Below are 26,924 nucleotides of genomic sequence, written 5' to 3' on the forward strand. Positions count from 1 at the left end.
TTTGTCAATAAAGTCTGGATGGTATTATAAATATTTAAACTGGATGTTTTTGAAATACACTCAAGTTGATATAATAAGTTTAAGAACAACCTTAGCTAAGCGAGTGATTATATGGAAATTAAAATAAACAGGAAAAGTAAAATTGCTTTATACATTCAAATTGAAAACCAAATAAAAAATATGATTTATTCCAAAATACTTCCTAAAAACTACATATTACCATCTGAAAGACAACTTGCAAATACATTAAAAGTTAATAGAAGTACCATAATTAAAGCTTATGAAGAGCTCAAAGAAAAAGGTCTCATTGATTCAAATGCTAGAAGAGGCACTTATATTAGCTTTTACGATAACCATGAGGAAAATGATCATAAAAAGTACTTGTTTTGGGACGAAATATACAGCAAAAGTTCAAATAATAATTTTGACAATACAATAACTAAAATTATGAATACCGATATCAATAGCAAAATGATTTCCTTTGGTGGTGGTATGCCATCACCAGATCTATTTCCTCAATTGGAATTTCAGAAAATACAAATTGATTTATTAAAAAATGAAGCAAAGAACATGTTTTTTCAAAGTCCAGTATCTGGAAACAAAGATTTAAAAAATGAAATTAAAAAACTTATGTTAAATAGAGAAGTTAGAATATCTACAAGCGACATAATTGTTACTTCTGGTTCTCAGCAGGGGTTGGATTTAGTTGTAAGAACTTTTGTAAATTATAATGATGTAATATTAGTGGAAAACCCAACGTTCTTCGGAGCTATCCAACTTCTTCAGACACTGGGTGCTAAAATCATAAGTATTCCTATGGATAAATGCGGTATGAGAGTTGATGTGCTAGAATATTTAATTAACGAATTTAACCCAAAATTTATTTATACCATACCAAATTTTCAAAATCCAACAGGAATCACTATGAGTCTTGAAAGAAGATATGATCTCATTAAAATTTCAGAAAAATATGGAATTCCCATAATTGAAGATGATCCCTATGGTGAACTCAGATATGAAGGTAACTATCTTCCGCCTTTAAAAGCATTAGATAAAAGTGGTTATGTAATATATTTAAGTACCTTTTCAAAAGTAATTTCTCTCGGTTTAAGAGTGGGCTGGATCGCTGCTCCAGAAAGGGTAATAGCTAAACTGAGTTTGTTTAAGCAGCTTACTGATTTACATGTAAATACCTTAAGTCAGCATATTGTATGTGAATTTTTAAGACAGGGCTATTATAAAAAGCATGTTAAAAAAATAAGAAAAAGCTATTCTCTAAAAAGAGATTTGATGTCTGAAAAACTTACAAGCAATATTAGAAGTATAAAGTTTTTTAAACCTGAAGGTGGCTTTTACATTTGGTGTAAGCTTCCAGATAATATTTGCTTAAAGTCACTTTTAAAAAGGTCTTTAAAAAATGGAGTAAATTATGTCACTGGAGACTCCTTCTACATTAAAAAAGATGAAAAAGGTAATTTTATAAGGTTAAATTTTACTTATCCTAAAAATGAAGAAATTATAAAAGGTATAAAGTTATTGCAACTTAGTATATCTGAAATAATTTAAAGGAGATGTTTAAATTGAAAAAAATTGGTTTAATAGGCGGTATGAGTTTTGAATCCACTTTGGAATATTACAGAATTATAAATGAAACTGTTAAAAAAACTTTAGGAGGACTTCATTCAGCTGAATGTATATTATATTCGGTAGACTTTAATGAAATAGAAATTCTTCAACATCAAAATAAGTGGGAGGAATTATCAAATATAATGGTTAATGCTGCTCAAAGTCTTAAAAAAGGTGGCGCTGATTTTATCATAATATGTACTAATACAATGCATAAACTAGCTCCTGATATAGAAAGTAAAGTTGGAATCAAGGTTTTACATATAGCAGAAGCTGCAGGTAAAAAAATAATTGAAAAAAATATAAAAACTGTAGGACTCCTTGGAACAAAATTTACTATGGAAGAAGATTTTTATAAAAAAGTGCTGAAAGATAAATTCAATATAAACGTAAGTATTCCAGATGAAAATGATAGAGAAGTTATTCACCAAATCATATACAATGAATTATGCAAAGGTATAATAAAGGATCCATCAAGAGAAAAATATAAAAAAATAATAAACAAGTTATCTTTAAATGGTGCTGAGGGAATAGTTCTTGGCTGCACTGAAATACCTCTTTTGATAAAACAAAAGGATGTAAACATTCCAATATTTGATACAACAGCAATTCATGCTGTTTCTGCTGTTGAGTTTGCCTTAGATTAAATGGCATAGACAAAATCTATTATTTACAGACTCAACTTTCTCAGTTTAAGAACTTTGTGAAGCAAAGTTTTTGAAAATAACAAAGTTCAAATAACAAAGAACAGATAAAGATGATTTCCATCGTACCTCAGGAAATCTATAATTTTAATATTTCCTGACGTTAGGAAGAAAATTATCCTTATTTGATATTTGAACTTTGAACCTTGTTCTTTAAAATATTGCTCCGCAATATTTTTACATTAAGTCAAAATTTTATATATGCAAAAATTAAGTAATAGATTTTAAGATATCCATGACAACAATATCAAAATTTTCTCAGACAATGGTAATATAACTATATCAGGCAACTAATTTGTTTTAACTACAGCATTCCCACATGGTGCTGCAGACTTTCCACGCATAAATGATAATACTATTGCTGATATAACACATATTGCTGCTACAATACATGTAACCTTAGTTGAAAACCTAAATTCTGCTTGCCACAGCAATGTACTTTTCAACCCCTTTGATATAAATGTAGGTGCTGACTTGTTCATGCTAAAAGCAATAAGCGCTGCAGAAATTGCCTCCCCTGACATCATTCCAAAAGTTCTCATTGTACCAAGAGCTGCTGAGGCAACTCCCCTTCTATCTGCAGTTACACTTCCCATTACTGCACTGGTATTTGGAGTTTGAAAAAATCCCCCTCCTAACCCATATATAAAGAAAACTACAGCTAACATCCAAATTGGTGTTGAAGCATTAAATCCTCCAACGAATAAAGTAGCTAATGCCATTACTGCAAGTCCAATACATCCTATATAGCGGCTATCAAAATTATCTGAGATTGTACCACTTAACGGAGCTGCTATAATCATAGCTATTGACATAGGCAACATCATTACTCCAGACATAAAAGGAGTAAGCATTCTCATCTTTTGCAAATAATAAGGCGCTAGAAAAACTAAAATAAATTCTCCCATGTAAAAAAACATAGCTGCAAAAGTACTTCCTGTAAAAACTCTATTTTTAAAAAGCTCCATATTAAGTATTGGATGCTTAGATTTCTTTTCAAATGCAATAAACAATAAAAGTACAAAAATACCTCCTAAAAAAGAAACAATGCTTCCAATATTAAAATAAGATTTACTTAAAAGATTTAATGGAAGTAATATTAAGAAGATCGCGGCAATAATTAATGTACTTCCTGCAAAATCAAACTGAACTTCATTTCTTCTTTTATCATCTTTTTTAATAACTTTAATAGCTAATATAGAGACAACTATACCAATTGGAACATTTATAAAAAATATACTGCTCCAACCTGCCCTAGAAGCCAAAAGTCCTCCTAATGCTGGACCTGTACAAACAGCCACGGCTACAGAAATGGCTATCATTCCTAAGGATTTTCCCCTATTTTTAGGTTCTACTGCATCAATTATAATTGGACTGCCGCTGGAAGAAATCATAGAAGCTCCAGTTGCTTGAGTGATTCTAAAAATAATCAACATGACAATAGACATTGATAGTGCACAAAAAAGGGAACTTATTGTAAATAACATTAAACCAGCTACATAAATTTTCTTATGTCCAAACATATCGGAAAGTCTTCCAAATGTAAGCTGTGTTGCACCAAGCACCATTAAATAACCTACTATTATCCATTCTATAGACGACATACCGGCATGAAAATACGACTGCATTATTGGCAGAGCGGTATTTACAACATTTATATCAAAACTAGATATAAATGTGCCAAGCATAATTATAATTACTGTACTTACTCCTGTTTTACTTTTCACTGAATTCATATTTACAGCCTCCAAATCAGAATGTGAATGTTTATTCTTGTTTATGTTGATTATATTACGCCAAGTTTATCCATAAGTCAATATATAAATAAGAACTTTTATTCATATTTTTTATTGACAACCTATTATTATTTCTTTAAAATGTTGATATAAGGGATGTGATAACATGATAAATGAACGTAAAATAAGAGAACCCCAGCAAAAAAGAAGTATAGAAAAAAAGGATAAAATACTTAAAGCCGGCTATAAACTGATTTGTAAAAATGGGTATTACAAGACAACAACCTCAGAAATAGCAACTGAGGCTGGTGTTTCAATAGGATGTCTTTATTCTTACTTTAAAGATAAACATACAATTTTTTTAGACATTCTTAAAAAATATCAGGCACAATTTGATAAACTTCGAGATGAATTTATGAATAAAATGCTGCTTTTTAAATCACCAGAAGAATGTTTCCGTGAATTCATGTTAATACTTATAGATATTCATGATAAATCTGTGGATTTTCAAAGAGAAGTAAGAACACTTTACTACTATGATCCAGAGGTTGCAGCACTTTCAGATGAGCAAAGACAAAAAATACAAGATGCTGCACTTTATTCTATAAAACTATATAAAGAATACATTGATATAGACGATTATGAAGCTGCCGCCATAGTTACATCACTTATTATAAATTCTGTAGTAGACGATGTTTCTCTTTATAAAAGCTCAATTGACAGGAATCGTATTTTAGATGAAACTGTTAAAGCTTTATGTAGATATTTAAAAATGAAGCCAATAAATCACTTAAATAAGTACTAATACCTGCCATTATAGCTAAAATGGCAGGTATATATACTCTTATTTGAAGATTTTATCCTCTACCACAACACTTTTTATACTTCTTTCCACTTCCACAAGGACAAGGATCATTTCTTCCTATCTTTTTTTTGTTAACTGCAGTAGGCTGACTAAGTTCCATAGGGGTATATCCTTTTATAGTCCACTGCCTTATATTATTAGCAAATTTAATAACTTCACTTCCAATAAAATTTGATTCATCAACATTCGAAAGCTGAAAGTTACTTAAGAAATCTGAAATAGCATCAGAAACTTTTTCATCATTTTTAATATCTGCCTCTAAGGAAAATATTAAATCTTCTGCTACATTAACATCTATATCAAAATTATTTATTAAAAAGCTATGAAATTTCTTATATGCTTTTGTTTTATCCTGAAAATCTGCTCTTGCTGCTGCCAACAATTCTTCTTTTTTGAAAGGATAAAAATCCAAATCAATTCTTTTATGCTGCTTTAAAAATATATCATCCACATTATCAACTAAAACATCATTACCTATATTCCCATCATACTCAAATTCATTATAATAAGCTGCTCCATTTTCTAATACAATTTTAAGATCCATACTTGATAAATCAAAATCAATATATTTTTTTATTAATTGCTTAAAATCATCAATATGAATAACACCATAATAATTACACATTCCCCAAAATAGTTTTATAACTTGTCCATTATTTTTCATTCTATCTCTCAAACTTTTGTTATCTTTAGTTAAAACTATTTTTTGCAATTCTTCTGGCATAATAATGACATCTTCTTCATTTAGTATTCCTGTAAAAAGAAATGCCATATCCCTAAAATAACCAATATCATTTATTTGTATATCTGTATATCGAACTTTACAAAATTTTTTTCTTGCAAGGTCAATTAAGAATTCAAATCTTTCAACATCTATATTTTCTATAAGAAAATATGACTTTTCCTCGTATAATTCTAATATTCTATTTTTTAGTTCCTCTTTCTTTAGACTTGAAATTTTATTTATATAGAGATTTCTGGCTATATTCAGCAATTCAACTTTTGTTAGTCTATTTAAATGATATTCCAGTGAAAAGTCTTCTTCAATAGGCTTCCAACTTTTAAGTTCTTTCTTTAATTCAGTTTTCATTATCTTGTCTTCATCTTCATAAGAAAAATCCTCAAATTCATCCTCCTTTCTTACGCATGCAATTTTGTTTGCGGCATTTACTTTTAAATATGTATTATCTTTAGTTTCCTCCAATATATAAAACACCTCTTAAAAATTATAAATTAAATTTACTACACCATAATATGTCTTTACCTGAAAATTTTATATCATTTATAGAAATAATGCAACATTCTCTTTTATTCCTCTCATTCCCAAAACATTTATTGAATTAATTTTTATTTACTAAAAATTAATTTAACAGCTATTAACATCATTAAAATACCAAATAATTTTCTCATAATACCTACTGGTATTACATGAGACATTTTAGCTCCTAAAACTGAGCCTATAACTAAAAATATGCATATTAATATTCCTGCTAAAATATTGACATTTCCATTTTTATAGTAATCCATAAATGCAAGTATGCCTACCGGAGGTAATAAAATTGCAAGAGATGTGCCTTGGGCTTTTAACTGGGTAAATCCACATAGATAAATTAATGCAGGTACTATTATAATTCCTCCACCTATACCAAATAATCCGCTCAAAATACCTGCGATACATCCAATAACAATAAATAAAACAATATTACTCACTTATTTAACCTCCTTGTCTCGTTATATAAATTACAGAGCACATCTATTGCAATTGATAAATAATCTTATATAAACAAATTAACGTTAGAATCTTCTGCTTCTCCTAAATAGTATCCTACACCACCTACTTTAACTCCATCTATTAGTTCTTCTTGTTTAAGTCCCATTACATCCATACTCATCTGACATGCAACTATTTCTATTCCACTGTCAATAGCTGCTTTAATTAGCTCATCTAGTGAAGAAACATTTTTATTTCTCATTACCATTTTCATCATTTTTGTACCCATACCAAGCATATTCATTTTGGAAAGTTTTAACCTTTTAGCTCCTCTAGGCATCATAAAACCAAACATCTTATCCATGAATCCCTTTGAAACACTAACTTTTTCATGCTTTCTTAAAATATTAAGTCCCCAGAAGGTAAAAAACATTGTAACTTTTTTACCCATAGCCGCTGCCCCGTTAGCTATTATAAAGGACGCTAAAGCTTTATCCAAATCTCCACTAAACACAACTAATGTTTTATTATCTTTCTGTGCAATGGTACCAGTATTAACTGAATTATTATTTGGAACTGCTTGTTTTTTATTACCTTTTCTTATAAAAGCTATTATATTACCTTTATCTTTTTCTCTGCTAAGGAGCTCATTATTAGTTCTTTCACACCAAGATTTTATATCCTCATAAAATCCCTGATCCGATGACATTACCTTTAATACTTCTCCTTCTTTCATATCCTGTATATTACTATTAACACGCATTAAAGGTCCTGGGCAGCATATTCCGCAAGCATCAAGGTTTTTGTCAAAGTCTCCTTTTTTATATACTTCATCAGCTTCTTTATATTCATTTAAATTGCTCTCTAAACTTACATTAGATTTTTTCCCTCCTAAATCAATAGAACCGCCTTCACCACTATTATTCATTACAACATCTCTTGGTTTAAACTTACCCATAGTATAGGTTTTATATCCACCTGTTAGATTTTTGACTTTAAATCCATTTGACCTTAAAATTCTTGCAGCTATATACCCTCTAAGTCCTACCTGACAATAAATTAATATTTCTTTGCTTTTATCCAGTTCATTCATTCTAGCTCTTATATCTTCTGAAGGTATATTTATAGCTCCTTCTATGATTCCATTGCTGCATTCTAATTCAGTTCTTACATCAACAAGTTGTGTTTTATCCTTATCTCTATTATCTATGTCCTCTGTAAGTATTATTTCATCTTTGCCAGTTAAGACATTTTCCGCAATAAACCCGGCCATATTTACAGGATCTTTAGCTGAAGAATAAGGAGGCGCATATGCAAGTTCCAATTCTGTTAAATCATAAACCGTTCCACCAAGCCTCATAGTAATAGCTATATCATCAATTCTCTTATCTACCCCAGCATATCCAAAAGCTTGGGCTCCTAGTATCTTTCCTTCATCATTGAAAATAAGCTTTATTGTCATTGGTGCTGCACCTGGGTAGTAGCCAGCACTTGAATTAGGATGAAGATATATAACCTTATGTGGTATGTTCTTTGATTTTAATGTTCTTTCATTGTTCCCTGTACTTGCACCAGTTAACCCAAATACTTTAATAATTGCTGTTCCCATTGTACCTTTATAAGTTGAATTTAAACCACATATATTATCTGCTGCAATCCTTCCCTGCTTATTTGCTGGTCCAGCAAGTGCAATAGCAGTTTTACTTTCATTTACAAAATCAACTACTTCAATAGCATCTCCTACTGCATATACCCCTTCCACTTTAGTTTCCATTTTATTATTTACTATTATATGGCCCTTAGGTCCAAACTCTATTCCTGAATCCTTTAAAAAGGCAGTATCTGGTTTTACTCCTATAGCAAGTATAATCATATCTGCATACAAAATTTTTCCACTGTTTAGAATTACATTTACTCCTGTTCCCTCTTCTTTAAATTCCTTAACCCCGTCATTTAATACAATTCCTACGCCGTTATCCTCTAATTCTTTTTCTGCAAAAGTTACCATTTCTGAATCAAAAGGTGCTAATATATGTGGTGCCGCTTCAACTAAAGCTGTATTTAAGGCTCTTTCTTTAAGATTCTCAGCCATTTCAACTCCTATATATCCTCCACCAATAACAATTGCATTTTTTACATTTTCTTTATCCACATAAGCTTTTATTTTATCAGTATCAGGTACATTTCTTAGTGTAAATATCTTGTCACTTTGTATTCCAGGAATAGGGGGTTTAATAGGAGTTGCCCCAGGTGATAAAATTAAATAATCATAGTTTTCTTCATACTCTCCCTTGTCTTTACTACTAACCCTTACTTTTTTACTTTTAGTATCTACTGTTATTACTTCACTATTTACTCTAATATCAATATTAAAACTTGCCTTCATGGCCTCAGGAGTTTGCACTAACAGCTTTTCTCTTTCTTTTATGGTTTCCCCAATATAATAAGGTAATCCACAATTTGCAAAAGATATATATTCACCTTTTTCAAACAATATTATTTCTGCATTTTCATCAAGTCTTCTAAGTCTTGCAGCAGCTGATGCTCCTCCAGCTACTCCTCCAACTATCACTATTTTTTTCATATATATTTCCTCCAATCATTACATTCTCCGTTATCTAAAAGGCCTTTTTCTATACAACCAAATGTGATAATAATTTAAGTATCTCAGCAGTTGCATTATATTTATTAGAATTCTTATCTATAATCTTTCCCTTCTCTTCAAATACCATGTATGATTATTGCATTCATATATTGAGATATAACGATATAATTGTCAATAATTTTTACTAAAACATATCTTTTTCATTATATTTTAAATTTTAATCCATAATGTTCAGTATTAATATTTACTTCCTCTAAAAATGTAAAATCTAAAGTTTCAACTAAATTTCTTACTTCTTCTTTTGATATTCTTTCATTTGCAGGTGGTCCATCTTTCATATCTCTTTTATCCCAATCAATTATATAAACATATCCTTTATCTTTTAGTACTCTTTTTGCTTCAGTGAAAAATCTTACCTTATCCTCTATTTCATGAACAACATTACATACAAAAACATAATCAATAGAACTATCTTCTACTAAAAAAGAATATTCTTCACTTTTTTTAAATTCTATATTAGATATATCTCCTGCTTTTTCTCGCGCAATATCAAGAATTTCTGTCATTATATCTACACCAATTACATTTCCATTAGTAATAATTTTTGATGCTGGTATAGTAAAATAACCTATGCCGCAACCTATATCAATCAATGTACCTTTATCCCCTATTTTAAACTTTTTTAAAGTTTCTTCAGGAGGCATACTCTCTCTTCTTTTTAGATTATCCAATTTCTCTAACTTTTTAATATCAAATTTATGCATTTAACCACTCCCTTCATTCCACAGTTATTTATATTTTTAACATGAAGAAGAATTTGGACTACTTATAGTGAATCCTGGGCTAAACCAATTATTTGAATAATCAATAACTGATCCATTTACATATGTTTCAAGATCCAAATTATAAACAATACTCATCCCTTCTACTTTAACAAGTATATCGTCATTATTTTTTAACTCATCCAGAGCTAATTGTAATTTGGGGCCACCTCAGCCATAACCTCCAAAACTAATTCTTAACATTGCATTTAACATATTTTCATCTTTTTGCTTAATTTTATTAAACTTTTCAACCGCCCGCTTAGTAACCTTAACCATAGTAAATTCACCTTTCTTTAATATTTTTATCTTAACTTATATTTATATAACAAATTATTTTTTAAGTTAAATTTATATTTCTATATTTAAATATAGCAATATAATAGTTAAAAAAATTTTTCCTATTATTTATTTAAAATATGATTTAAACCTTCAAAAGTATGTTCTATAATTTCTGCACACCCTATACCATTCCTCTTTAAATCTTTACATGTTTCTGTCCCATATTTTTGTTTTACATCTTGCATTAATTCTCTTGTAAGTCCTCTTGCTTCATTTTTCTCTGTACCGTTCTCTCTTCCCCTTATAAAACCTATAATTACAGCTGCAGCTCCAACAGCTCCACATGTGCTTCCAACAGTAAACCCTGCACCCATGCCACTGCCAAGGCTTATTGGAATGCTAGTACCATTTTTTTCATTATACACCTTAATTATAGCTTCTCCACAGGTATATCCTTGCTTATGATATTCTGATGCCTTTGTCATAATGCTACCCTCCTAATAAATATATAATAACTTTCTTATATACTTATATTAAGATGCTATTTTATTTTTGTCAATATGCAAATTACATTTATCATAAATTTTATTTACAATAGTTTTCCTTCAATACTTGAATTATATTAACTATCCTTTCGTCTTTAATAAAATAAGTTATTGTCAATCCACTTTTATTTGAATCCAATATTCTGTTAGCTTTAAGTATTGATAAATGTTGGGACAAAGCTGGTTGAGTTAAATAGCTCATTTTTTCATGAAGTTCGCTTACTGTCATAGGTTTTTCTATTAAATAGCACACTATTACCAATCTATTTTCATTAGACAATACTCTTAGTAGTTTTGATATTATTTTAGCCTTTTCTATTTCTTGCATTTATACCCTCCCATATTTTTGTGTATAACTATATTAAATTTGGCACATATAAAATTTTGACTTAATATAAAAACATTGCGAAGCAATATTTTTAATTAATAGTTAAGAATGAAGAATTAATAGTTAATGTGGATTTTTTTCCGTTACACTACAAAAAATCTTTGATTAAGCTTTTCATCACTCGTTTTACTAAAGCAAAACATTGCTGCTTTATATAAATTTAAAGATTTTTTGCGACAGCTAAAAATCATCCTTCACTATTAATTTTTCATTATTAATTCTTAACTTGCGAAGCTTTGCTTCGCAAAGTTTATAAACTGTGAAAGTATTATAACTATATAAGAACATTACTATATAATTATAATACCTATATTATTGTTTTACTTAAATTTTGTCAATATGTGCATAGTGCAGATCTATTTCGTTGCTTTTTTAATTTATCTTATTACAAAATTAAATAAATAACCAGTAAACACTATTCCGAGCGCTACTACCCCAAAGAATACTGCTAATAATTTAGGCTTTAAAACCCTTCTTAAAAGAATTGCCTCTGGTAAACTAAGTGCTGTAACTGCCATCATAAATGCTAGTGATGTTCCCATTGCAACTCCAGCTCTTGTAAGTTCACTAACTAATGGAATTACTCCAGCAGCATTGGAATACAATGGTACTCCAATTACAACAGCTACAAATACTGCAAATGGGTTACTCTTTCCTGCATATTTTGCCAATGCTCCTGCTGGAATCCATCCATGTATAAAGCCACCTATAGCAATACCGATTATTACGTATAGCCATATTTTCTTTATTAAATCTCTTGTAAAATTCCATGAATCCATTAGTCTTTCCTTTGTAGTTGGATCAGGCAATTCCAAATCAGAATTCATTTGCATTTCATAAACATATCCTTCCACATACTTTTCCATTTTTAATTTTCCAATTATAATACCACTTACTATTGCAATTATTTCACCAGAAACTACATAAATCACAGCTATTTTTATTCCAAACAAACCATAAAGAAGTCCTAATGCAACTTCATTTACCATTGGCGCAGCTATTAAAAAAGAAAATGTAACTCCAAGAGGTACTCCTGCTTCAACAAAACCAATAAAAAGCGGTACTGCAGAACATGAACAAAATGGTGTGACAATTCCAAGCAATGCTGCAAGAACATGCCCAATAAATGTACTTCCTTTACTCTTTGCAAGTATCTTTTTCGTTTTTTCCGGTGGAAAGAAGCTTCTTATAAAAGTTATTACATAAATTATAATTAATAGTAAAATAAATATCTTTATTGTATCAAATACAAAGAAATTTAAAGCACTGCCAATTCTACTTTCCTTAGCAATTCCAAATACATTATAAATAATCCAATCAGCAAAAATTTGTACTGGTGTAAACATAGTATCTCTCCCTTTAAATTATAACCTTATAATTAAATACTTATATGTTCTTTTAAAATATTGGACTCTAATCCTATTAAAATAGGGTCAAGTCCCGTTTTAACATAGTTTATTTTTATTTTTCATCATTAATGTATTTTTTAATTTCATCAACACTTGAAACCTTTCCAACCATTTTAACCTTTTCATTGATAACTATAGCAGGTGTTCTCATAACTCCATATTTCATAATATCCTTAACATCCTCTACTTTTGTAATCTTAACATCTCCATTGAACTCTTTAGCCGCCTCCCTGGCATTTGCTTCAAGTTTCTTACAATTTGAGCATCCTGTTCCTAAAATTTTTATTTCCATAATTAAACCTCCTGAATTTATTTATCCGATCGCTACCATTGCTAACACCCCATCTCCTTCAAAGTGTGGGATAAACACCGCTACGCGCCTGGATAAGTTCTTCTAAGGTTCAGATGGAGAAAAGGTATTCCTTATAAGCAAACTCCACCTGAACCTAAGAATCACTTGATATTTTATTTTGAATCATGCAAATAACTCACAGCAAGTTTATCAACACTATCAATAATACTTTTTATTTCTTCACTACTTATCCCATAATGAATATTCATGCCAACTTTTTCGGATGATAATATGCCGGCTTCCTTAAGTATTTTTAAATGCTGGGATAAATTAGCTTGACTAAATTCTATATGTTCATTTAATTTACATACACATTTGGGACCATCATATAAAAACTTAACTATTTTATATCTTATAGGATGCCCCAATGCTTTAAAAATTCTAACACTTACTTCTTGTTGATCCATCATTTTCCTCCGCAAAGTGATAACCTTATAATTAAATACTTATATATTTATAATATACATTAATATATATTATGTCAATATTGATTAAGTAATTTAAGAACAGTGTATCATTACTGACCCAACATTTTTCTTTCATTTCTTTGTTTTTACTGAAACATATAAAATTTCTCAAGCATTTAACCCAGCATAAAATACGTTCTCAACATTAGAAACATTAGAACTTTTAAGCTGTTTTTTAATCCATTTTTCATCATGATTAGCAGACTTTAAATTATCATACATTATCTTACCGTCAACAATTATATCACTCATTAATCCAGTATAGTTTGTTGAAATATTTAAGTCTCCAGTTGTTATTGGTTGCTTATTTACTTTGGGTAGTACGGTTAATTCTCCATCACTCTCTATGATTGCAAGTGCTACATCATCTATATTAAATATATTTTTTTCTCTTAATTGCATCAACAACTTATTTATAGTAATCTTTACTTTCTTTAAATTATAATCTAATAGTTTACCATTATTTATTAGTATAATTGGCTCCCCATCTACTAATTTTCTAAACTTAATGCTTTTAATCTCTAAATAATCTGAAATTACAACCATTATAGTGATGACAATTGCTGAAATTGAAGCTAATAGCGGTGATTCTTGTGAACCCAATGCTATTCTTACTGCAATAGGACCCCAAGGTAATTCCAACTATAAAATCAAAAAACGTTGTCCTAAATATCATTTTTCTTCTAATTATTCTTCCTAAAGCCAATAAAATAATGGAAGTATATTGCTGTTATCTACCAAAATATTTTAATTTTTTTTAACTTTAAATAATACCAATATACTAATAAATATGGAATAAGATACGATAAAAAAGTCCACCCGATATTCCACCCATTTCCATAGGAAACTAAGTTAAATAATACTGCTAAATATTCTAATATTGTAGTAACTATTGTAAAAATCAAAGTGATTGAATAAGAGTTTATATGCTTTTTTGAAATATAGTAAATCAAATAAGATCCCAAAATAGGATATAACCCCAAATTTACAGATACAGAAGTAAGATCATCATTAATATTTATAGGTACTAACCTCCAAAAATTAAGATGAAAACAGAATTCATTTACTGTATATCCTAATATTGACGAAAAAGGAGCAATAATTAATACTGTTTTTTTATCTTTAAAATAAAGTATTACTCCAAATATCCAAAGAATTATAAAACCTAATACTATATTTAAAATCATATACTATCTCCTCCACCTAATATTTTACTTCTATTATTCCCCAAGAAAATTTTATAATTTGTTTTCAAGCAATTTTAGTTTCTGGGGTGGGAAACTCTTTATAGAGTATACCCATATTTTTTAGGGTTAGATTTTTTGAAATTGCGAATAGATACTGAACCTGTAGTTGTAATTTTTAATTTAAACTAAAATTTTAGGGTATATATAATAATATAAAGGAGAGCGACATGAAAAATAAAGTTTACAATAAAATTTTAAATCCATTTTTATATTTTTTTAAAAGTGAATCTATCAGTGGTCTAATACTTATAAGTTTTGCTATTATTGGAATAATAATTGCAAATTCTAGTTATACTACAACATACAATAATATACTCCATACATATATAACTATTGGATATAAGCAATTTTCTCTATCACTGTCAGTTATTCACTGGATTAATGATGGATTAATGGCTGTATTTTTCTTAGTAGTTGGTATGGAAATTAAACGAGAAGTGGTATTCGGAGAGCTTAAATCTTTTAAAAAAACTATACTACCTATCTCTGCTGCTATAGGAGGAATGATTGTACCAGCAATTATTTATATAATATTTAATTATAGAGAACCAACTATCACTGGTTGGGGAATTCCAATGGCAACAGATATTGCCTTTGCTTTAGGAATACTTTCATTGGCAGGTAAAAAAGCACCTAAAGGGATAATAGTCTTTCTTACAGCTTTAGCTATAGTTGATGATTTAGGAGCTATCATTGTAATTGCTATATTTTATACTAATCAAATTTCTTGGGGTGCTTTAGTTATAGGATTAGCTATTTTAATTGTTCTTATATTAGCTAATAGACTTAAAGTTAAATTCATATCTTTATATATTATTTGTGGAATTCTCCTATGGATTTGCATTTTAAAATCAGGAATACATTCAACAATTGCTGGAGTACTACTTGGAATGATATTGCCAATAGGGAAAACTATTAATGAATTTAAGACATCAATTTTACATAGACTTGAAAATATATTAGTGCCATGGTCTAGCTTTATAATTATGCCAATATTTGCACTAGCAAATTCAGGTATAACTATTGATATTAATAATTTCTCAACAATCATATTGGAACCAGTTAGTTTAGGAATTATTTTTGGTCTATTTATTGGTAAACAAGTAGGTATATTTGGAGTTTCATATATTTTATTAAAGCTAAAAATTGCCAAACTTCCATCTCAAGTAACTAAAAGACATTTATATGGTGCAAGTGTGCTTGGTGGTATTGGATTTACTATGTCATTATTTGTTTCATCTTTGTCATTTGCAGATGAAACAGTATTATCTACAGCCAAAATGAGTATTATGATAGCCTCAATTCTAACTGCAATATTAGGCACAATAGTTTTTAAACTTATAAAATTAAAAAGTTAATAACGAATTTTTCAAAAAGTTCAAAGTTTATTTTCAAATAAAAGCTTTGTTAAACAACCTTTTTAAACAATTTTAGAGATGGAATATTCTTATATTGAGCATTATAGTAAAAGTATTTCATATATACTATACATAGCATACAAATCAGCACCACCCGTAAAACGGGTGGTTTGCTCTAGCCCTATAAGGGCATGTTACTGTCAGTGCTACTCGCACACTGAACGGTCTGCCAACCGCATGCCTTTACAGGCTGCACCTAAAAGGTGCTTTATTTTTTGCCTTTTTTTATTTTGTCACCCGTAAATGGGTCAATATACTCTTTTAAACTCATTTGTTCGTATGCTATATCTTCTTGTATTTGATTTTTTATATATTCTTCTATGATTTTTTTATTCCTTCCTACAGTATCAACATAGTACCCTTTACACCAAAATTGCCTATTACCATATCTATATTTTAAATTTGCATGTCTATCAAAAATCATCAGTGAACTTTTTCCTTTCAGATATCCCATAAACTACGATACACTTAATTTAGGTGGTATACTTACCAGCATATGTATATGGTCTTTACATGCATTAGCTTCAATAACTTCAACACCTTTTTGCTCACATAATTTTCTTAGTATTAACCCTATATCTGCTTTTATCTTTCCATATATTATTTGCCTTCTGTATTTTGGTGCAAAAAACTATATGATATTTACAATTCCATTTGCTGTGTGCTAAACTACTATTGTCCATTTCGGACACACCTCCAATATATTTTAGTTGTGGTTGGCAAACCCACTTCTATTTTATATTGGAGTTTTTCTTTTTTCTACTCATAGCTATAAGCTTTCCGGAACCACAGGTAAAACCTGTGGTATTCTAGATACAAAAAATCCGTAAGAATATGTTTTCCTACGGATTTCTACCTAAATAACACCTCCATATTTTTGTTTCATTATATCCAAAAGTTGTGTAGAAATCATGTAGATTAAACTATCTTTACTTATTACCTAACATTTTACCATTTCCTCTTATGCCATTTCCATGTGCCTGACCAACATTTCTACTGCAGTTATTTACATTATTTTTTATATTTTCTTTTAAAGAATCACCCTGCTCTTTTGTAATTGTTCCCTTTGATACTGCTTCATCAATAGATTTTGACTTTTCTTTAATTAGTGCTGCTTTGAATTCGTCAATAGTCATACCCTTGTCTTTTGCCAAATCATACATGGTCTTTCCTGAATTTAAGCCATCGGTTATTTCCTTGTCCGTCATTCCAAGTTTGTCCTTTAATACAGAAGATACATAATCATAGCCTCTCATGGAAGTTATTCTTCCAAATCCTAATCCATGATTTGTATAATTAGTTGTTGTTTCTGCATAAACGGTGGCGCTTGCTCCTACTACCAATACCACCGCCAATGCTGCTAAAAAATTCTTTCCTTTCACTTTTCATTCCTCCTTAATTTTACTTTCAATTTGTTGGGTATACTATGATAATAAATAAATTTCAATATAAAAAAGTGTCCTAATTGTGTTATATTTATTAAAATTTACTTGAATATGTTTACAATTAAATCACAATCATAACAAATATAGTCCACAATTATTTCACACTTCTAATTATTACGGATGATATAATCTAACCAAGATAACGAGGTGATACAAGATGGATAAAAATATTTTAATTGCTGATGATAATATAGAAATTATTAAAATCTTAAAGCCTTATATAGAAAAAGAGGGCTTTACTGTAATTTTTGCCCTTGATGGAGAAGAAGCATTATTAAAATTTAACCATTATAATCCACAGTTAATCTTACTTGACATTATGATGCCCTTAATGGATGGAATTGAGGTTTGCAATAAAATAAGAGAAAAATCAAATACTCCAATAATAATGATAACAGCCAAAAGTGAAGATGCCGACAAAATTTTAGGGTTAAATTCCGGCGCTGATGATTATATTGTAAAGCCATTTAGCCCTGGAGAAGTAGTAGCAAGGATAAAGGCTGTCTTAAGAAGAATTACTTTTCCCGAAAGTAATAAAATGTCACTAATTAAATATGAATCTCTTGAATTAGACATTGACAATTACTCAGTTAAACTAAAAGGTAAGAATATTAATCTTACTAAAAAAGAAATTGAGGTTTTATGGATGCTCTCAAGTTCACCTAACAAAATAGTTTCAAGGGATGATTTACTGGACAACATATGGGGTGTGGATTACTTTGGAGACCCAAGGACAGTAGATACCCATATAAAAAGGATAAGGTCAAAACTTCACCTTAATGGGCAATATAACTGGGACATTAAAACTATTTGGGCTATAGGATATAAATTTGAGGTGAAAGATGTTTAAAAAAAATATTACTTTTAAGCTTACCCTTGGCTTTTTAACAATTGTTATCGTTTCAACTCTTTTAATTGGAATTATTGCATTAAATGTATTTAAAAACAATATCTATGAAATCAAAAGAAATAATATGAAAAAACATGCTTTAGAAATTTCAAATACTATTAGGCCTTATATGTCTCAAAGCACTAAAGAAAAAAGTTTTGTAAATATTATAAATTTAATAGACTCCATTGATAACGCAAAACTTTGGATACTAGATTCCAATAAAAATATTATAAGTGCGTCAAATAATAAAGATACTGCTCTCACTTACATTAACGATGCAGATGTAAAAAAAACATACAATTCTATTACTAAAAAAGTATTCACTGGTTCAGAAACATACGGTGAGATATACAACCCTTACTATAAAGAATACATGATGACTACAGCAGTTCCAATAAAAAATAGCAGCAGCACTGTAATAGGTGCAGTAATTCTTAATTCTTCTTTATATGATTTATCAAATTCTATGAACAAATTTTTTATATATATAGTTTTAACTCTTATAGGCGAAATATGCCTTGCTGGATTTATGGGATATTATTTTTCCAAAAATATATCTAAACCATTAAAAAAAATAAATTCATCTGCACTTGAACTGGCAAGAGGTCACTATGGAATAAAGACAAATATATATCATAAAGATGAAATTGGAGAATTATCAAATTCATTTGATTTATTATCTCTAAAACTTCAGTACACCATAGGCAAACTTTTTGAAGAAAAAACTAAGTTAAGTAATGTACTAACAAGTATGAGCGAGGGTATTTTATCTCTAGATACAAATTTTCATATTATAAATATTAATCACTCTACCTTAGAACTGCTGTCTTTAAAGAACATTGAATCAGACACAAAAGTTAATGAAATATTACTAAATTTAAATATAATTGAAGAGTTTAATTTTACTATATCAAATGATACTAAAAAATCTACAGTAAAAGAATATCTAAATAAAGTATTAAATTTCTCTATATCTCCTATAAAAAATAATTTAAATCAAGTTATAGGTGGTGTAATTCTTATTCAAGATGTAAGTGAAAAAGAAAAACTTGAACAAATGCGAAAAGACTTTATTTCAAATGTTTCACATGAATTTAGAACTCCTTTAACAGTCATAAAAGGCAACTTAGAATCTATTGTAGATGGAATAACTCAACCAGAATGTATACAAGATACCTGTATTACACTCCTAAATGAAACTAACAGGCTTGAAAGAATGGTTAAAGATTTGCTTAATTTAAGCAAATTAGAATCCGGTAAATTAGAGATTGATTTTAATGAACTAGATATCAATATGCTAGTTAATGACACCATACGAAGTATTAAGCCCCTAATAGATGCTAAATCCATAGATTTGCAGCTATCTTTACAGAATAATTTACCACCATTATTTAGTGACTATGACAAGTTGAAGCAATTACTCATAATATTTTTAGATAATGGAATTAAATTTTCACAAAATAAAGGTAAGTTAAAGATATCCTCATGTTCTGATAATGAAAATATTTGTATAACTATTGAAGACAATGGAATTGGTATACCCGAAGATGAAATTCAGTATTTAGGTGAAAAATTTTTCAAAGCTGACAAATCAAGAACTTCAAACGCTGGTGGAACTGGACTTGGACTTTCAATTGCAAAAAGATTAGTAAAAGTTTTAAATGGACATTTTTCTATAGAAAGTGAACTTACAAAAGGAACAAGAATAACTATTTCTTTTCCAGCAAAGTCTAAAAATGAGGTGAAATTATGATGAGACATGGATATCATATGGGACTAGGGTTTTATGGTTCTTATATTTTAATATTTCTTCTATTAATTATTTCAGTCTTAATATTTTTAGTATTAAAAAGTAAGCCTTCTTTAAATTCCTTTATAATAAGGCTTCTAGATATACTTAAAGAAGAATATGCTTCTGGTGCCCTTACTGCCGATGAATTTATAGAAAGGAAATCTATTATTGAAGATATTAAATATTCAAATTCTTATACCCCTATACTTATTGAAAGATATGCAAAATGTGAAATAACTACAAAAGAATTTTTAAATATCAAAAATGAAATTGAAAGTAATAATTATAATGCTTCTATATGTGAAGAACTTGCAAAGGGGAAACTTTCCTATGATAAATTTAAATTAAAAATATCAGGAGGACAAATGAATGAAAAGCAATAAATTATTAAAAAGCTTACGCTACTTTTTACTTGCAGTGTTCTTGATACTTATTACAATTGAAGCTTACCTCCATCAACTGCTTGGAGGCAGCAAATCACCATCTATACATGCACTGTGTCCCTATGGAGCCTTAGAATCACTTTACAGCTTGATCTTTGGCGGAACATTTATACAAAAAATATTTTCAGGTACACTTATTCTCCTTATCATAACATTATTAATCGCACTGATCTTCAGGAAAAGCTTTTGTGGGCTTATATGTCCTTTTGGTGCTCTTCAAGAGTTCTTTGGGATTATAGGCAAAAAAATATTTAAAACGAGACTTACTGTACCATCAAATATAGACAAGCCTTTAAGATACCTTAAGTACATTGTCCTTGCAATAACACTATATTTCGCATGGAAAACTGCTGGTTTGTGGATGAATCCCTATGACCCCTGGGCAGCATATGGGCATATATCTGAAGGCATATCTTCCCTTACTGGCGAATACCTAATTGCTTTTATTATACTAATAGTCACTATAATTGGCTCTTTATTATATGACAGATTCTTTTGTAAATACCTTTGTCCTATGGGTGCATTTTACGGCATAATTTCAAGAATAAGTCCAGCAAAAATAGTAAGAAATAATGATACCTGTATTAATTGTGGTCTATGCAGCAAAAATTGTCCTGTTAATATTAAAGTTTCTGAGCTTAAAGAAATTAAATCTGCTGAATGTATTAATTGTCAAACTTGTATACTATCTTGTCCTGAAAAAAATGCCTTAGAATTTAAAATTAAAAATAAATCCGTTAAACCAGTATTTATTTTAAGCTTTGTAATTTTATTGTTCTTTGGAGGAATAGGCATTACTAAACTTACAGGAATATACCAGGATACGCCTCCTAAAATATCTCTTGAAACTACAACTGCCTCTGGCACTAAAACTTCTGAAATTAAAATAAATCCTGAAGAAATAAAAGGTTATATGACTTTGCAAGAAGTATCTGAAGCATTTAAAGTTGATTTAAACGAATTGTATAAAAAACTTAATATACCTAATTCCATTCCAAAGGATACAAAATTAAAAGACATTAAAAACTTTATTGCCGATTTTAAAGTGGAAAAAGCTAGAGAAGCACTGAAGTAAGCTATCATATACTGAGAAAAGATAAACCGAGAGTCAAAACTCCCGGTTTATTGATTTTTCGTTTCTAATTCTTTAATTATCAGGTCATCAACATATTCATCACAATTTTTGCAATAATATTTTATCTCTATTTCTTTTCCACACTTCTCATGACATACTGTTCTTTTGCAACTTTTTAAATATTTATTTGCCCATATAATAATCGAATTAAACACATGCTTAAAGTCTCTTCCCTTTTCTGTCACCCTACTGTAACGCTCCCTCTAAGTAAGATTCATTGATAATAAAAAAAGATGTAAATTTAGAAATCTACATCTTTTTTTATCCGATGACTACCTGCTCTAATACTCACACTTTTCCAAGTGGGAGTAAAGAGCCGCTAAGTCCCTGGATAACGATTTCTAAGCATCAGGTGGAGTCAAAACTCCATCTGATGCCAAGAACTCTGTTTATTACTCAACCACTATAATATCTTTGCTGTATTTATTTAAAACTTCACAGCCATCTTCCGTAACAAGTACTAAATCCTCTATTCTAACTCCTATCTCACCTGGTATGTAGATACCCGGTTCAATTGAAAATATCATACCAGGTTGTACCTTATCGCTATTTGCAGAAGAAACATCACCTAAATCATGACATTCTATTCCTATAGAGTGCCCCGTTCTATGTGTAAAGTACTTACCATAACCTTTCCCATCTATATAATCTCTTGCAGCTTTATCTATATCGCAAAATCTTACCCCAGGTTTAACTGCTTCAATTCCCCTTTTATTAGCTTCTAAAACTATATTATATACATTCTTACTATTTTCAGGAACATATTTATAAAATACAGTTCTCGTCATGTCAGAACAATAGGAATCTTTAACACATCCAATGTCTATAGTTACAGCTTCTCCTTCTTTAAGTATAGAATTATCTGTCTCATGATGAGGGTCAGCTGCATTTATTCCATAAGCCACAATAGGATCAAAAGAAAAACCTTCTGCTCCTAAACTTTCATATATATTTTCTAAAGCTTTTCCCATCTTCTTTTCCGTATAACCTTCAGGAATCAGTTTTATTAACTTGTCTATAGCCTCATCATTAAGCCTGGATGCTTCTCTCATTAAACTTCTTTCATCATTATCTTTACACATTCTTATTCTATCAATTATTTCAGAACCATTTACAAAATTGCTGCTAGCTTTCAATTCCATTAATCTCAAAAGAAATCTGGCCGGCCAATTCTTGTCTATACCTATAGGTGAATTTTTGTCCGTATATTTTGAGATTATTTCCACAGCATCATCTGTATCCTTATACCAAATTTTCTCTACCCCTATATCTTCTTCTAAAGTAAATAACTCATTTATAAACAGCTTCTTATCCCCATTTATATTTAAATAAAGTACAAGTAATCTTTCCCCTGGATGTATCCACTTTCCAGTTAAATAAAATATGGATGCTGGATCTGATACAATAAGCTGCGGTACATTTTGAGATTTCATTTTTCCCAATACTTTGTTTAGTCTATTTACTTTCATGTCAATTTCATCCCCTATATTTTTAATTATAATTATATGTCCTATATAATTATAGATTTCTTTTATTCTAAAAACAACAAAAATACATCTATTTAACTATACTGTACTATATTTGAATTAACTATTATTTTAGCTATTTCATTATGAATCTCTTTTGACACATGTATTCCATCATCTAAGAAATGTTCTTTCATTTTCCCATTTTCAGCTAAAATAGTTCCTACATCTATAACTTCAATATTTTTCTTTTTGCCATATTCAACTAACAGTTCCCGCAATTTGCCTAAATAGTCATTAACCTCTTTATAATCCCTATCTTTAAACCATGTCTTTTCTACAATATCATCTTTAACCGGCAGTGGTGTTAAAATTATAGGAACAAATTTATTTTTTTCACATATCTCAACCATCATATCTATGTTTTTTAAAATATCATTAATACTTGTCTTTAAAAATACATCATTTGTTCCCCCCATAATTAGAACTTTCGATGGTTTAAACTCAACAACATCTTTTTCAAATCTTTCTTTCATTTCGCCTGTTGTATTACCTGGTATACCTTTATTAATAATGTTTTCTTTTATTTTCTTAGATAACACACTAACCCAACTCTCTGTTTTACGAACTCTAAAACCAAAAGTTATGCTGTCTCCAATACATACAATACTCATTTTATTTTCCCCTTCCTCTTACAACATTTTTGCTATTAAAAACATAGTTTTCATTCCAAGGGAAGTGAATTTTTCCTCATATTCTGTAACTACATTTTCAGCAAAATCACTACTGTGAAGATCATAAGTAAGGTACTTTATCTCAAAATCATTTTCCTTGAAATATTCCTGAGATTCTTCAAAAAGTTCCCTGTCATCTGTTTTAAACCATATTTCACTACCTAGTTTTAAAAACTTTCTATACCTGTTTAGAAATACAGTATGGGTAAGTCTTCTTTTCTTTTGTCTTCTCTTAGGCCATGGATTACAAAAATTTATATATATCCTGCTTATCTCGTCTTTATCAAAAACTTCCTCAATTTGAGCTATGTTCATAGGCATTATCCTGGCATTTGTAACCTCAGCTTCTTGAAGCTTTTTAAGTGCATATATTAAAACTTCATCTTTTAAATCAATACCTATATAATTTATATTAGTATTGTTTAACGCCTGAGTATACAAGAATTTTCCCCTTCCGCAGCCTAACTCCAAATATATATCATTCTGATTTTTAAACTCTTCTTTCCATTTTCCCTTATACTTTTGTGGTTCTGTTATAGTTAAAGAACTAGCCTCCATTTCAGGTCTAGCCCACCATTTTTTTCTAAGTCTCATATTCTAAATTCCTTTCCAAATTTTTAATCACAAAATAAATTATCTATTTAAATTACAAAACTGTCAATGCTATTATATAAATATTGTTTTCTATACATTATTAAAGTTTTTTCTACAATATACGATAATAATAAGTAAAATATTATACTATTCAGGTTGTGAAAATTATGGATTACTTTATAGAAGAACTAAAAAACAAAAAGATAATTAACACTGATGATATAAAAACAATGCAAGAATACATTAATAAAAAATATTTTAAGATTCCATCCAGCGAAAAGGCAAAAATGCTTTCCAACACCATACACCATATTTTAGATACAAATCTAAAGGAACTACCAGAAAATTATAGACAAACTGTAAAAATAAACACTTTAAAAAATACCTTTTCTAAAAATAAAGCCTCAATTTTCATGTATGATATATTTCTCTGCTGTATTAAAATCGAACCTTTAAAGAAAAATTTTACAAAAGAAATTACCCGCTGGATAAATGCAAATATAGAAAGTTCAGTTGAAGAAAAAGATTTAAACAACTATTTAGGGATAACAAATCCAAAAATGAATCCTGTTACAGATGAAAACCTAAACAACAAAATAACTGAGCCTGTTAGCCCCAATAGAACTATTGAAACTACAGCTGCTCCAGCTATACCTTTCAAGTTAAAATTTAATAAAAAACTTTTAATATTTTCCTCAATTATATTTTTTGTTTTAATTTCTCAGGTATTAGGACAAGTTTTTTTTCAAAAAAGCCTATTTAAAATTCCTTTTTATATAGCCAGTACTTCTGAAAGTGGGAATAGCTATTTAAAAGATCTGGTTGACCAAGTAACTCTAAAAAATGCTAAAAAGAATTTTCCGAATGTATATCTTCCTGAATATTTAAAATATCAAACAATAGATGAAGATAAATTGAAATCCTACTTAAGCAGCCGCAATTCGCTCCTAGGCAAAGATCCATATTTTTCTACTATAATGAGTACTGCAAGAGAGTTTAATTTAAATCCAATTTTATTATTTGCTATAACAGGACAAGAACAGGACTTCGTACCTGTAAATACTCCAAGTGCCTCTAAAATAGCTAACAACCCTTTTAACGTATATCACAGTTGGCAGGAATATAATACTGATATAAAAGATTCTTCAAGAATAGCTGCACGAACTATTATAAATCTATCGGAAAACATGCCAAAGGAAAACAACCCTTTTATGTGGATAGGCAAAGAATATGCAGAAGATTCAAATTGGGGAAATGGAGTCCAAGCCATATTTGAAGAAATAAACAATTACTTTGCACTTCACAGCAAAAAATAATAGGAAGATTGTAAATAAAAAACAATTTTACAATCTTCCTCTGTTTATCCGATGACTACTCGCTATAATACTCCCACGCACACAGCGAAAGCGACTATCACCAAATCAAAGATTTGGGATATCTGCTTTTCTTCAAGTTGGAGTAAAGAACGACTATGTCCCTGGATAACGATTTTCTCCTAAAGGATAACGCCTTCTAAGTGCTGAAGCACTAAGAATCCTGTTAATAAGCATCAGGTGGAGTTAAAACTCCATCTGATGCCAAGAACTCTGTTTATCTGATTATACTATTGGCAATGGCCATAAGTTTAGAGTATATGGCCATTGACGGAATACCTACTACATAGTTTGCAATTGGTGTAGCTACAAATATAAGAAGTATAATAAGCTGATACCTATATAAAGTATCTGATATATTATAGTAAAAGGAAGGAAACAAATCCCTTAGTATATGAAATCCATCTAATCCAGGTATAGGTATTAAATTGAACACAAACAACATACAATTTATATTTACTACATACAATACAATTTTAACTACTATATTTGAAACTAAATTATAATTACTAGATGAAAAGATAAATTTATATAAAAACACTGTCAAGAGTGCAGCTAAAAATGCTGTTATTAAATTAGCCAAAGGACCTGCCGCAGAAACTTTTAAATCATCTTTATTTCTATTTTTAAAGGCATTTGGATTGATCTCAACAGGCTTTGCCCATCCAAACCCTACAAGTAATATCATTATAAAACCTATAATATCTATATGTGCAAATGGATTTAAAGTAAGTCTTCCTTGAAATTTAGCTGTTTTATCTCCTAATCTATCTGCCACAAAGGCGTGAGCAAATTCATGGAATGTAAGCCCTATAAGTATTCCTGGTATAATAAGTATCTTATCCAATATCATTTCATTCAAATAATTTCATCC

At 29.4% G+C, this 26,924-nt stretch carries 28 protein-coding genes and 1 pseudogene; 9 read left to right on the forward strand and 20 right to left on the reverse strand.

Annotation, left to right across the window (positions count from 1 at the left end; genetic code table 11):
• Positions 1-111: 111 nt before the first annotated feature.
• Both pdxR and CLAU_RS04445 read left to right on the forward strand, forming a co-directional pair.
• Positions 112-1,566 (forward strand): MocR-like pyridoxine biosynthesis transcription factor PdxR, encoded by a 1,455-nt coding sequence (gene pdxR, locus CLAU_RS04440; RefSeq protein ID WP_023162013.1) that lies wholly within the window; start codon positions 112-114, stop codon positions 1,564-1,566.
• A 14-nt stretch (positions 1,567-1,580) separates the two neighbouring features.
• A complete protein-coding gene (locus CLAU_RS04445; protein ID WP_013239582.1) occupies positions 1,581-2,273 on the forward strand; it encodes an aspartate/glutamate racemase family protein in 693 nt (230 codons plus the stop codon).
• A 347-nt stretch (positions 2,274-2,620) separates the two neighbouring features.
• On the opposite strand, the gene CLAU_RS04450 is transcribed toward CLAU_RS04445, so the two are convergent.
• Entirely contained in the window at positions 2,621-4,066 is a 1,446-nt protein-coding gene (locus CLAU_RS04450) for an MFS transporter (protein ID WP_023162014.1), read from the reverse strand.
• 166 nt (positions 4,067-4,232) lie between these two features.
• Between CLAU_RS04450 and CLAU_RS04455 the strand changes: the two genes are divergently transcribed.
• On the forward strand, positions 4,233-4,871 hold the full coding sequence (locus CLAU_RS04455; protein ID WP_023162015.1) for a TetR/AcrR family transcriptional regulator: 639 nt from the start codon (positions 4,233-4,235) through the stop codon (positions 4,869-4,871).
• A 52-nt stretch (positions 4,872-4,923) separates the two neighbouring features.
• Here the strand turns inward: CLAU_RS04455 and CLAU_RS04460 are convergent, their stop codons facing one another.
• From CLAU_RS04460 to CLAU_RS04510, 12 genes are all read right to left on the reverse strand, one after another.
• Positions 4,924-6,135 carry a YecA/YgfB family protein gene (locus CLAU_RS04460; RefSeq protein ID WP_023162016.1) on the reverse strand — a complete coding sequence of 404 codons (1,212 nt, stop codon included), beginning with the start codon at positions 6,133-6,135 and terminating at the stop codon, positions 4,924-4,926.
• A 143-nt stretch (positions 6,136-6,278) separates the two neighbouring features.
• Positions 6,279-6,641: a sulfite exporter TauE/SafE family protein gene (locus CLAU_RS04465; RefSeq protein ID WP_013239586.1), complete on the reverse strand. Its 363-nt coding sequence runs from the start codon at positions 6,639-6,641 to the stop codon at positions 6,279-6,281.
• A gap of 65 nt (positions 6,642-6,706) precedes the next feature.
• Positions 6,707-9,226 carry a CoA-disulfide reductase gene (locus tag CLAU_RS04470; RefSeq protein ID WP_023162017.1) on the reverse strand — a complete coding sequence of 840 codons (2,520 nt, stop codon included), beginning with the start codon at positions 9,224-9,226 and terminating at the stop codon, positions 6,707-6,709.
• A gap of 224 nt (positions 9,227-9,450) precedes the next feature.
• Entirely contained in the window at positions 9,451-10,011 is a 561-nt protein-coding gene (locus tag CLAU_RS04475; protein WP_023162018.1) for a class I SAM-dependent methyltransferase, read from the reverse strand.
• A 36-nt stretch (positions 10,012-10,047) separates the two neighbouring features.
• Positions 10,048-10,347, reverse strand: coding sequence for a HesB/IscA family protein (locus CLAU_RS21435; protein ID WP_338032499.1), 300 nt, complete (start codon positions 10,345-10,347; stop codon positions 10,048-10,050).
• 125 nt (positions 10,348-10,472) lie between these two features.
• Positions 10,473-10,835: a C-GCAxxG-C-C family (seleno)protein gene (locus CLAU_RS04480; protein ID WP_013239590.1), complete on the reverse strand. Its 363-nt coding sequence runs from the start codon at positions 10,833-10,835 to the stop codon at positions 10,473-10,475.
• 100 nt (positions 10,836-10,935) lie between these two features.
• Positions 10,936-11,223 carry an ArsR/SmtB family transcription factor gene (locus CLAU_RS04485; protein WP_013239591.1) on the reverse strand — a complete coding sequence of 96 codons (288 nt, stop codon included), beginning with the start codon at positions 11,221-11,223 and terminating at the stop codon, positions 10,936-10,938.
• A gap of 437 nt (positions 11,224-11,660) precedes the next feature.
• Positions 11,661-12,629 (reverse strand): permease, encoded by a 969-nt coding sequence (locus tag CLAU_RS04490; protein ID WP_023162020.1) that lies wholly within the window; start codon positions 12,627-12,629, stop codon positions 11,661-11,663.
• Between the two features lie 115 nt (positions 12,630-12,744).
• Positions 12,745-12,984, reverse strand: coding sequence for a thioredoxin family protein (locus CLAU_RS04495; protein ID WP_023162021.1), 240 nt, complete (start codon positions 12,982-12,984; stop codon positions 12,745-12,747).
• A gap of 173 nt (positions 12,985-13,157) precedes the next feature.
• A complete protein-coding gene (locus CLAU_RS04500) occupies positions 13,158-13,451 on the reverse strand; it encodes an ArsR/SmtB family transcription factor (protein WP_023162022.1) in 294 nt (97 codons plus the stop codon).
• A gap of 168 nt (positions 13,452-13,619) precedes the next feature.
• On the reverse strand, positions 13,620-14,153 hold the full coding sequence (locus CLAU_RS04505; RefSeq protein ID WP_023162023.1) for a DUF421 domain-containing protein: 534 nt from the start codon (positions 14,151-14,153) through the stop codon (positions 13,620-13,622).
• A 92-nt stretch (positions 14,154-14,245) separates the two neighbouring features.
• Complete coding sequence (locus CLAU_RS04510; protein WP_023162024.1) at positions 14,246-14,698, reverse strand: CBO0543 family protein; 453 nt, start codon at positions 14,696-14,698, stop codon at positions 14,246-14,248.
• Between the two features lie 227 nt (positions 14,699-14,925).
• Between CLAU_RS04510 and nhaA the strand changes: the two genes are divergently transcribed.
• Positions 14,926-16,116, forward strand: a complete 1,191-nt coding sequence (nhaA, locus tag CLAU_RS04515) for a Na+/H+ antiporter NhaA (protein WP_023162025.1) — start codon at positions 14,926-14,928, stop codon at positions 16,114-16,116.
• 268 nt (positions 16,117-16,384) lie between these two features.
• Here nhaA and tnpA read toward each other — a convergent pair.
• Positions 16,385-16,859: pseudogene (tnpA, locus tag CLAU_RS04520) on the reverse strand (IS200/IS605 family transposase).
• Between the two features lie 246 nt (positions 16,860-17,105).
• Complete coding sequence (locus tag CLAU_RS04525; RefSeq protein ID WP_023162027.1) at positions 17,106-17,558, reverse strand: DUF2680 domain-containing protein; 453 nt, start codon at positions 17,556-17,558, stop codon at positions 17,106-17,108.
• Positions 17,559-17,778: 220 nt separating this feature from the next.
• Between CLAU_RS04525 and CLAU_RS04530 the strand changes: the two genes are divergently transcribed.
• Genes CLAU_RS04530 through CLAU_RS04545 form a run of 4 tightly spaced genes read left to right on the forward strand, consistent with a single transcriptional unit; the run spans position 17,779 to position 21,823 of the window.
• A complete protein-coding gene (locus CLAU_RS04530) occupies positions 17,779-18,471 on the forward strand; it encodes a response regulator transcription factor (RefSeq protein WP_013239598.1) in 693 nt (230 codons plus the stop codon).
• Complete coding sequence (locus CLAU_RS04535; protein WP_013239599.1) at positions 18,464-20,266, forward strand: ATP-binding protein; 1,803 nt, start codon at positions 18,464-18,466, stop codon at positions 20,264-20,266. The genes CLAU_RS04530 and CLAU_RS04535 overlap by 8 nt, the downstream gene beginning before the upstream one ends.
• Positions 20,263-20,688: an SHOCT domain-containing protein gene (locus CLAU_RS04540; protein WP_013239600.1), complete on the forward strand. Its 426-nt coding sequence runs from the start codon at positions 20,263-20,265 to the stop codon at positions 20,686-20,688. Before CLAU_RS04535 ends, CLAU_RS04540 begins: the two co-directional genes overlap by 4 nt.
• Positions 20,675-21,823, forward strand: coding sequence for a 4Fe-4S binding protein (locus tag CLAU_RS04545; protein ID WP_013239601.1), 1,149 nt, complete (start codon positions 20,675-20,677; stop codon positions 21,821-21,823). Before CLAU_RS04540 ends, CLAU_RS04545 begins: the two co-directional genes overlap by 14 nt.
• A 47-nt stretch (positions 21,824-21,870) precedes the next feature.
• On the opposite strand, the gene CLAU_RS04550 is transcribed toward CLAU_RS04545, so the two are convergent.
• From CLAU_RS04550 to trmB, 4 genes are all read right to left on the reverse strand, one after another.
• A complete protein-coding gene (locus CLAU_RS04550) occupies positions 21,871-22,068 on the reverse strand; it encodes a hypothetical protein (protein WP_023162028.1) in 198 nt (65 codons plus the stop codon).
• Between the two features lie 207 nt (positions 22,069-22,275).
• The gene (locus tag CLAU_RS04555; RefSeq protein WP_013239602.1) at positions 22,276-23,352 is read right to left on the reverse strand and encodes a M24 family metallopeptidase; all 1,077 of its coding nucleotides are present in this window, start codon (positions 23,350-23,352) and stop codon (positions 22,276-22,278) included.
• 92 nt (positions 23,353-23,444) lie between these two features.
• Positions 23,445-24,023 carry a GDSL-type esterase/lipase family protein gene (locus CLAU_RS04560; protein ID WP_029169987.1) on the reverse strand — a complete coding sequence of 193 codons (579 nt, stop codon included), beginning with the start codon at positions 24,021-24,023 and terminating at the stop codon, positions 23,445-23,447.
• Between the two features lie 18 nt (positions 24,024-24,041).
• Positions 24,042-24,677, reverse strand: a complete 636-nt coding sequence (gene trmB, locus CLAU_RS04565) for a tRNA (guanosine(46)-N7)-methyltransferase TrmB (protein WP_013239604.1) — start codon at positions 24,675-24,677, stop codon at positions 24,042-24,044.
• 167 nt (positions 24,678-24,844) lie between these two features.
• On the opposite strand from trmB, the gene CLAU_RS04570 reads away from it, so the two are divergent.
• Positions 24,845-25,993, forward strand: a complete 1,149-nt coding sequence (locus tag CLAU_RS04570; protein ID WP_013239605.1) for a hypothetical protein — start codon at positions 24,845-24,847, stop codon at positions 25,991-25,993.
• Positions 25,994-26,267: 274 nt separating this feature from the next.
• On the opposite strand, the gene CLAU_RS04575 is transcribed toward CLAU_RS04570, so the two are convergent.
• Positions 26,268-26,903 (reverse strand): site-2 protease family protein, encoded by a 636-nt coding sequence (locus CLAU_RS04575; protein ID WP_029702351.1) that lies wholly within the window; start codon positions 26,901-26,903, stop codon positions 26,268-26,270.
• Positions 26,904-26,924: the final 21 nt, after the last annotated feature.

The organism is Clostridium autoethanogenum DSM 10061, from assembly GCF_001484725.1.
GTDB lineage: Bacteria > Bacillota > Clostridia > Clostridiales > Clostridiaceae > Clostridium_B > Clostridium_B ljungdahlii.

What these genes read in the sequence shown, in the direction of transcription:
- pdxR (WP_023162013.1), top strand. Translation starts at nt 112, where the DNA reads ATGGAAATTAAAATAAACAGGAAAAGTAAAATTGCTTTATACATTCAA.
- CLAU_RS04450 (WP_023162014.1), bottom strand. Translation starts at nt 4,066, where the DNA reads ATGAATTCAGTGAAAAGTAAAACAGGAGTAAGTACAGTAATTATAATT.
- CLAU_RS04455 (WP_023162015.1), top strand. Translation starts at nt 4,233, where the DNA reads ATGATAAATGAACGTAAAATAAGAGAACCCCAGCAAAAAAGAAGTATA.
- CLAU_RS04470 (WP_023162017.1), bottom strand. Translation starts at nt 9,226, where the DNA reads ATGAAAAAAATAGTGATAGTTGGAGGAGTAGCTGGAGGAGCATCAGCT.
- CLAU_RS04475 (WP_023162018.1), bottom strand. Translation starts at nt 10,011, where the DNA reads ATGCATAAATTTGATATTAAAAAGTTAGAGAAATTGGATAATCTAAAA.
- CLAU_RS04480 (WP_013239590.1), bottom strand. Translation starts at nt 10,835, where the DNA reads ATGACAAAGGCATCAGAATATCATAAGCAAGGATATACCTGTGGAGAA.
- CLAU_RS04485 (WP_013239591.1), bottom strand. Translation starts at nt 11,223, where the DNA reads ATGCAAGAAATAGAAAAGGCTAAAATAATATCAAAACTACTAAGAGTA.
- CLAU_RS04490 (WP_023162020.1), bottom strand. Translation starts at nt 12,629, where the DNA reads ATGTTTACACCAGTACAAATTTTTGCTGATTGGATTATTTATAATGTA.
- CLAU_RS04495 (WP_023162021.1), bottom strand. Translation starts at nt 12,984, where the DNA reads ATGGAAATAAAAATTTTAGGAACAGGATGCTCAAATTGTAAGAAACTT.
- CLAU_RS04500 (WP_023162022.1), bottom strand. Translation starts at nt 13,451, where the DNA reads ATGGATCAACAAGAAGTAAGTGTTAGAATTTTTAAAGCATTGGGGCAT.
- CLAU_RS04510 (WP_023162024.1), bottom strand. Translation starts at nt 14,698, where the DNA reads ATGATTTTAAATATAGTATTAGGTTTTATAATTCTTTGGATATTTGGA.
- nhaA (WP_023162025.1), top strand. Translation starts at nt 14,926, where the DNA reads ATGAAAAATAAAGTTTACAATAAAATTTTAAATCCATTTTTATATTTT.
- CLAU_RS04530 (WP_013239598.1), top strand. Translation starts at nt 17,779, where the DNA reads ATGGATAAAAATATTTTAATTGCTGATGATAATATAGAAATTATTAAA.
- CLAU_RS04535 (WP_013239599.1), top strand. Translation starts at nt 18,464, where the DNA reads ATGTTTAAAAAAAATATTACTTTTAAGCTTACCCTTGGCTTTTTAACA.
- CLAU_RS04540 (WP_013239600.1), top strand. Translation starts at nt 20,263, where the DNA reads ATGATGAGACATGGATATCATATGGGACTAGGGTTTTATGGTTCTTAT.
- CLAU_RS04545 (WP_013239601.1), top strand. Translation starts at nt 20,675, where the DNA reads ATGAAAAGCAATAAATTATTAAAAAGCTTACGCTACTTTTTACTTGCA.
- CLAU_RS04555 (WP_013239602.1), bottom strand. Translation starts at nt 23,352, where the DNA reads ATGAAAGTAAATAGACTAAACAAAGTATTGGGAAAAATGAAATCTCAA.
- CLAU_RS04560 (WP_029169987.1), bottom strand. Translation starts at nt 24,023, where the DNA reads ATGAGTATTGTATGTATTGGAGACAGCATAACTTTTGGTTTTAGAGTT.
- trmB (WP_013239604.1), bottom strand. Translation starts at nt 24,677, where the DNA reads ATGAGACTTAGAAAAAAATGGTGGGCTAGACCTGAAATGGAGGCTAGT.
- CLAU_RS04570 (WP_013239605.1), top strand. Translation starts at nt 24,845, where the DNA reads ATGGATTACTTTATAGAAGAACTAAAAAACAAAAAGATAATTAACACT.
- CLAU_RS04575 (WP_029702351.1), bottom strand. Translation starts at nt 26,903, where the DNA reads ATGATATTGGATAAGATACTTATTATACCAGGAATACTTATAGGGCTT.